The organism is Bradyrhizobium sp., assembly GCF_049691595.1.
Lineage (GTDB): Bacteria > Pseudomonadota > Alphaproteobacteria > Rhizobiales > Xanthobacteraceae > Bradyrhizobium.
The window spans coordinates 1-7,301 of record NZ_JBAVNZ010000470.1; the positions used below are offsets into that span (position 1 = coordinate 1).

At 57.3% G+C, this 7,301-nt stretch carries 5 protein-coding genes and 1 tRNA gene; 5 read left to right on the top strand and 1 reads right to left on the bottom strand.

What is annotated here, in order from left to right:
• The coding region (locus WCE35_RS19730; protein WP_424595002.1) for an L-threonylcarbamoyladenylate synthase at nt 1–572 on the bottom strand (572 nt) is incomplete at its 3' end.
• Between the two features lie 69 nt (nt 573–641).
• Between WCE35_RS19730 and WCE35_RS19735 the strand changes: the two genes are divergently transcribed.
• The 5 genes from WCE35_RS19735 to WCE35_RS19755 all read left to right on the top strand — a co-directional run bounded on the left by WCE35_RS19735 (nt 642) and on the right by WCE35_RS19755 (nt 7,260).
• Nucleotides 642–718 (top strand) — tRNA-Pro (locus tag WCE35_RS19735).
• A gap of 416 nt (nt 719–1,134) precedes the next feature.
• On the top strand, nt 1,135–1,368 hold the full coding sequence (locus tag WCE35_RS19740; protein WP_424595003.1) for a hypothetical protein: 234 nt from the start codon (nt 1,135–1,137) through the stop codon (nt 1,366–1,368).
• Nucleotides 1,369–1,976: 608 nt separating this feature from the next.
• The gene (locus WCE35_RS19745; protein WP_424595004.1) at nt 1,977–2,567 is read left to right on the top strand and encodes a helix-turn-helix domain-containing protein; all 591 of its coding nucleotides are present in this window, start codon (nt 1,977–1,979) and stop codon (nt 2,565–2,567) included.
• Complete coding sequence (locus tag WCE35_RS19750) at nt 2,560–3,783, top strand: type II toxin-antitoxin system HipA family toxin (protein WP_424595005.1); 1,224 nt, start codon at nt 2,560–2,562, stop codon at nt 3,781–3,783. The genes WCE35_RS19745 and WCE35_RS19750 overlap by 8 nt, the downstream gene beginning before the upstream one ends.
• A 1,077-nt stretch (nt 3,784–4,860) precedes the next feature.
• Entirely contained in the window at nt 4,861–7,260 is a 2,400-nt protein-coding gene (locus WCE35_RS19755) for a putative bifunctional diguanylate cyclase/phosphodiesterase (RefSeq protein ID WP_424595006.1), read from the top strand.
• Nucleotides 7,261–7,301 lie beyond the last annotated feature (41 nt).

Genomic DNA, 7,301 nt, shown 5'->3' on the forward strand with positions numbered 1-7,301 from the left:
GCCTCAAACAGGCCTACGATGGTGGATTCGACGCCGACTTCGACCGCGCCGCCGTCGACGATCAGGTCGATCCGGCCGGCGAGATCGCTTTCGACATGCGCGGCCGTGGTCGGCGAGACATGGCCCGACAAATTCGCCGACGGCGCCACCACCGGCCCGCCAAACGCCCGCAGGATTTTCCGCGCGACCGGGTGGGCGGGGATCCGGACCGCGACGGTGTCGAGGCCCGCGGTGGCGAGCTCGGCCACCGCGCAGTCCGGCGTTTTGGGCAGCACCAGCGTCAGCGGCCCCGGCCAGAACGCTTCGGCCAGCCGAAGCGCCGGCGCGTCGAAGCGGGCGATTTTCCGCGCGGCGTCGAGTTCGCCGACATGGGCGATCAGCGGATTGAAGGCCGGCCGGCCCTTGGCCTGGTAGAGCCTTGCGATCGCCGCTGGATTGGCGGCATCGGCGCCGAGCCCATAGACCGTCTCGGTCGGGAACGCCACCAGCCCGCCCTCAGCGAGGCACCGCGCCGCCGCCACTACGGCGGCCTCGCCGGCCGGCAATATCTGCGTTTTCAGGCCCACATCCACTAGGATTCAAATCCTCAAATCGGCGGCTTGCGGTAGCCGACCCCCACGGCTATAAGCCGCGTTCCTAGTCGGAGTGTGGCTCAGCCCGGTAGAGCACTGCGTTCGGGACGCAGGGGTCGCAGGTTCAAATCCTGCCACTCCGACCATTCTTTCAAATACTTATACTTTCGGTGACTTTTGCGCGCAATGAAATGCGCAACGATTTGGGCGCTGCAGCTAAGCTTAGCCGGTCAGTCTTGCGCTTTTTTGATCTTACCGCTGCGAGCCTCCGGCCAGTAAACAGAGACGCCGGCTTTAACCAATGATGTCATTTCGGGCCACGCCTTGCTGCGCCATGGTATGAAGGTGCGGGAAAGATGCAGATGGACCTATGTGGAAGTAGCTTTGGAAGAAGTGGACTCTCGACAAGCCTGCGGCTTTCAGCGATTGGCTGTGGGAAGTCTGTGTCGTCCAACTGGCCGCCTTCCTTGATCGGCTGACGCTGAGACAGGTCATCGCCTTCATTCCTGTCCTCATTCTCATCCTGGCCTACGCTCACAGTATCCCGATTCCTCTTGAATTGATGCTGGTCGGCGACGTACCGGCCTACATCGACATCTATTCGGCAGTCTTCCTGCTCAGCATCTTGAGCCGCGCTGCAACCATCTTGTTCATCGTAAAGCAGGCGGCTGCGCGTGCCACCAGACTCGCGGGCAGCCTATTAGCCGGAATGCGACGGCTGGATTTCCGCCATCGCCGCGAACGCGAATTTCTGCACATTTCGCGGTCGGCATTGCTGAGGATGCGGATCAGTTGAACGGGTGTCTAAGAGAGGCCGGACTCGGCCGACCCCATCTAAGTTAAAGACATCGATGAACTTGGGAGCTCAACGGTACGTTTCTGGTGCAGAAGTCGCGTCACCGGCGGCCATGGCACTCGCCCACTGCTGACGGTATTTCGGATCCAGCACGAATGGGGCCTGCAACCATACCGTTATGAGCGGCCCTGCTTGCTCGAAGGTCTCGGAGAACATTGAGGTTTTTTGTGACGTCGTTTGACGAGCTTCCGCGTTCGTTCACGGTGTATTGGTGGTCAATCGGTGGTTGGGGTCAGTTCAGGAACGACCCGAAATTTCTATTGCCCTGCTTGGGAAGGCGAATTCGACTTGCTGACCGGGATACGGTCCGCCCGTTCCCCAGAATAGGGATGCGTACTTTGCGCTCTCGTTTTTCGCGAGAGCGCGTTGAGCCCAATTCCCTGTCCTTGTCGCGTTCCAGAATCCGCGTATTTGCTAAGTAAATGATTTTGATGTAATATTATTATTATTTCAGTTATTAGATTAGAATACTAATCGGTATGAACATTGTTTTTAGGATACGATACATTATTATGATCAAGACGGATTTTTGATAAGGATTCTATATCGTGGATTACAAGAGCGAAGACCTTATCCGGGCGATCCGGGACCGCCGGGCGGACCTGGGCGTGAGCCAGCGGGCACTCAGCGCACGCTCGGGCCTGACGCAAGGTCACATCTCCCAAATCGAGACAGGGACTTTAGAGCCCGGCCTTTCGAGCTTTATCGACATGGCGCGGGCGCTCGATCTTGAGGTTATGCTTGTGCCGAAGAAATTCCTGCCAGCAGTCCAGGGTATCCTTCGTCAAACATCAACTGACCAATCCTCGCCGCAAGAGGGCGAAGCGGCGCTCCGCGAAATCGCACGGGGGGAACGTCTCGTTATCAAGCAGAAGCAGCTATACGGCAGTTCGGCGGACCTTGACCGGATCGCCGATACTCTGCGTTTTCTCAGGCGCGCTCCACTCCGCAAGCCCGATCTTCAGATCGTTACCGACGCAATCAACAAATTGCGGCGGCACCAAGCGAGCCCGCAATCGAAAGACATTGTGGCTGCCATCGCTACAGAGCTGCAACAACTTCGCAACCGAGTGGTGCATAGCCCCCCGGAAGCGCCTCGGTCAGCGTACGCCATAGATGATGAGGACGACGATGCCTGACGTATCCGTCTTAAACGTTCATTTGCATGGCCGATCCATTGCCACCCTCACCCACGTGCAGGGGAACCGGAACCTGTTTGCGTTCAATCAGGCGTATATCGACGATCCCAATCGACCGACTTTGAGCCTGTCGTTCAAGGATCAATTCGGCGGGCTCGTTACAGACTTCAAGCCAGTCGGTCAGGTCGTCCCGCCATTCTTTTCAAACCTGCTGCCAGAGGGACCTCTGCGCAAGTACCTCGCCGAGCGGGCCGGTGTAAAACAACACAGCGAGTTCTTTCTGCTCTGGATGCTGGGCCGCGACCTCCCCGGCGCGATTTCCGTGCATCCAGCAGAAGGGGAGGAACTTCCTCCCCAAGTAGAAGCAGAGATGACGCCGGAAGCGCGCAGCAACATGCTGCGCTTCTCACTTGCTGGCGTGCAATTGAAATTCTCAGCCTTGCAAAACGGAACCAAAGCAGGCGGCCTCGTCGTTCCCGCCGAAGGCGTCGGCGGGTCATGGATCGTCAAGCTGCCATCGCAGCAATATGCAGGCGTGCCCGAGAACGAGTTTTCAATGATGACCATCGCTAAATCGATGGGCATGGACGTGCCCGAGCTTCAGCTTCTGGAGCTGGACGCGATCGACGGCCTTCCCGACGGCATCGGTGAGCTCAAGGGCCAGGCCATGGCGATCAAGCGGTTCGACCGCAGCGACAAAGGCCCGATCCACATTGAAGACTTCGCGCAAGTATTCGGTGTCTATCCCGAGGGTAAGTATGACCACGCCACATACCGCCGCATTGCCGGGGTCCTTGGCATCGAAACCGGCGACGCTGATATCGCTGAATTTATCCGCCGGCTCGTGTTCAGCACTCTGATCGGGAACGCGGACATGCACCTTAAGAACTGGTCCCTGATCTACGCGGATGGACGGACGCCAACGTTATCGCCCGCCTATGACCTGCTCTCGACTATCCCGTACGTTGCCGATGAAACGATGGCGCTTAAATATTCGCGCACCAAGAAAATGACCGAATTTTCAAAAGACGAACTGAAGCACCTCGCGGCAAAGGCTAAGCTTTCCGAGAAGCTGGTGCTGGATAGAGCATCCGAAACAGTCGCGCGTTTCAAGCAGGTATGGTCCGAACAGAAGACGAAGCTTCCATTGGAAAAAAAGGTCGTCAAGATAGTCGACGCGCACGCGGCCTCTGTCCCGATCTACAAAGAGCTCTAGGATGCCTTACGGGTTTGGAAACCTCTCGTCCGCCGATTTCGAGGATCTTGCGCGACCTTATCGACCGCGAACTCGGTGTCCGTTTCGAAGCTTTCGCGGCCGGCCCGGACGGGGGCTGAAGCCGGGCGTCTGAATTTCTACTTTGAGGTGGAAGCTCGTCTGCCCCATATGTGGAGCCGGGATTGCAATTACCGGATTGCTGTCCGGATGGAAAAATAGACTGATGAAGAGTTCAGGTGCTCGGCTACGGTTCATCGCTTTCCGAATTTCGTAGTCTGCCATGATATCGTTGCGGAAATTTCGTCGCTCATTATACCTGCGCTGATACAAATGCGTCTGCGACAAGGTGGCCGACGCATGGACCCCATCACCGTGAAGCGCGCGGTTCGGCAACGCCCAGGCGATCGTTCGCTGTGGCGAGCCGGTGGAACTTCAATTGTCGGGATTTTTTTGCCTGCAATCGCGCCAAAGAGCCCGTTGTTGGGCAGGGCCATGGGCGTTTTACAAATGGCGTGATGATGGAATAGTGCCGTTGATTTGCCCGACGTGTCAAAATGTTTTCGCGGGTAAAGCATCCATGCCAGCGACCCCCTGTTACTTTGCATGGGGTTGTTTTCGATATTTTGGTTGGCTTGCCGAGCCGTAGCTCGCGTGCAGCGCGGCCCGCCTTCGCCCTTGGGCGTCGGTCTGCATCAACTCTCACTCTTCGCTTCCGGCGTGAAGGCCCCGATAGTAGCCCGTCGGGCTCCAATCGCCCTACGGGCTACGGGCTGAGGGTGGATAGGCGGTCGGTTACGGTTAGTGTTCCGTTATCGAGGCGGTCGCGTCGTCGTCAACGCCAATCGCTTGGGCGATCATCCATTCACCATCAGCAGAAGCGTCGCGGCAAGAAGTTTCGACATCACAGTGCACCCCGGAATTCAAGCTCAGAATTGAGGCTTGATTAACTATTCCGTTAAATCCGGCGCGATGGGAGGGTCATATTTAGAAGCCGGGATTATTCGCTTGGGGAGGGCAGGATCATCTCCACGACTATCCGCTGCAATACGAACAATCATCGGCCCGGAGGAAGGAATTATGCCGGAGGCTTCTCGACCGGAAGGCGCTGTTGGCAGCGAAACCGGCGGCTACGATGATTTCGCATCATTCCGGAAACACAGGGTGCGGTATTGGTTTGATTTGTCACTGGGGCTTCCCGCCGATCTGGCCGGGCGTCTTTACGCTCAGCAGGTCAGCGCCATCCTGCGCGTCACCCCGTTCATGATGGGCGCCAACATCTTCGCGGCAATATTGTGTGTCGTGATGTTCTGGAGCGAAGGTAACTTCTGGTTCCTGACGCTGTGGGCCGGCGTTCTCATGCTCACATCGTTTATCGGGCTGAAAAACTGCATTCGCGCGCGCTCACGCAAGACACCCAAAGCCGTTTCGAAACGGGCGATCGCGCGCGTGATTGTCAATTCCGCGGTTCCTGCCGTGATCTGGTCTGCAATGCCGATTGTGCTATTCGCGAATGCGAATGCCGGAGGCAAGCTGCTCATTTCCAGTATCGTCATCGGCACGATCTGCGTCGGCCTCTTCGGCCTCTCCACAATTCCGATGGCGGCGCTTGCCTATGGCGGGATCATCGTGGCCGGTTCCGTCATCAACATGGTTCTGTTGGGCGAGGACATCTATTACTATCTCAGTATTTTCCTTGTTCTCTATTTCGGTGTCGCGCTCTCGAGCGTCTGCTGGAACGCCAACCTGTTCAGGGACCGGTTTAAACGTGAGGTCGAGGCGGAACGTCAGAAGGAACTTGTCGGGATCCTCCTGAATGATTTCGAGCAGCACGCATCCGACTGGCTTTGGGAGACCGACGATCAGGGTCGGCTGAAGATGGTCTCCGGCAGTCTTGCGGAGACCCTGCAAACGAACAAGGACGCGCTGATAGGCAGGCAACTTTCCGACCTCGTCCAGGATCCGTTAATTCGAGACGGCATCAACGTAGTGGGAAGAACACGCTCCCTTGCGGAGAAAATCGCGAGTCACGTCCCCTTCAGGGGTATCGAGGTGGTTGTGTCGATCAATGGGACGGAACGTTGGTGGACACTCACCGGCAAGCCGATATTTGACGATTCCGGTCATTTTAGCGGCTACCGGGGCGCCGGTTCGGACGTGACCGCCACCAGAGAAGCCCGGCTCAAGTTGAGCCATATGGCACACTACGACACGCTCACGGATCTGCCGAACCGTGCGTTGCTCCACGAGCACTTGAACGGAATTTTGAGTAGTGGCCGGAGCTGTGCGGTGCTGTTCATCGATCTCGACCAGTTCAAGGAGATCAATGACACGCTTGGCCACAGCGCTGGCGATGCGTTGCTTATACAGATGGCGACACGAATCAGGGGCTCTGTCCCAGGCGACTGTCTGGTCTCTCGGTTGGGCGGCGATGAATTCGCGCTTATCATACCGTCGCTGGAGAACTCTATCCAGATCGACCATCTCGCAGCTCGGATCATCTCCGAGATTTGCGAGCCGATGACCATCAACAACAACAAGGTTAGCGTTGGTGCGAGCATTGGCATCGCAAGCGCCCCACGCGATGGCGTAACCGTCCACGATCTTTTCCGCCACGCCGATCTCGCGCTCTACCGTGCCAAATCCGATGGTCGCGGCATCGTTCGGGTTTTTATGCCCGAGATGGAGGATGCGTTGCGGGACCGCCGCGCGCTCGAGGATGACCTGCATCAGGCCGAGGGGAAAAACCAGTTGGAGGTTTACTATCAGCCGATTATTGATTTGAAAACAGGCCAGATCGCGGGAGCGGAGGCGCTCCTTCGCTGGAATCACCCTACGCGCGGCTGGGTGTCACCCGCTACCTTCATACCTATCGCTGAGGCGACGGGGGAAATCGTTTCTATTGGCGAATGGGTCTTGAAGCGCGCCTGCATGGATGCTGCCTTATGGCCGCGTGAACTAACCGTGGCGGTTAACGTGTCGCCCGCTCAGTTCAGGAGCAAGAGCTTCCCAACAGCGATACTCAGAGCGCTGACCGCTTCCCGTCTGCCTGCCACGCGGCTTGAGATAGAGATCACGGAGAGCGTCTTGCTCGACGAAGCCCACGCTTTGGAGATCATCGACCAATTGACGATCATCGGTACTCGCCTGGCGTTGGACGATTTCGGAACCGGCTATTCATCGCTCAGCTACCTGCGAAGCTTTCCATTCAACAAGCTAAAGATCGATCAGTGCTTTGTACGCGAGGCTATCGCGAGTCCCAGCTGCGCCGCCATCGTTGAAACGGTCGCGCAGCTGAGCAACAAACTAGGTCTTGTTTCGACTGCTGAGGGCATCGAAAACATCAACGAGCTGGAGTTTGTCAAGGCTGCCGGCTGCATCCTTGGCCAGGGCTACTATTTCGCCAGGCCGATGCCGGTAGCCGAATTTCAGCATTTCGTTGACGTACAGCGGCAAAGCAGGAAAATGACGGCAGCCTGACGTCCGACGCCGCGCTATTTGGCGTCAACACACATTTTGAA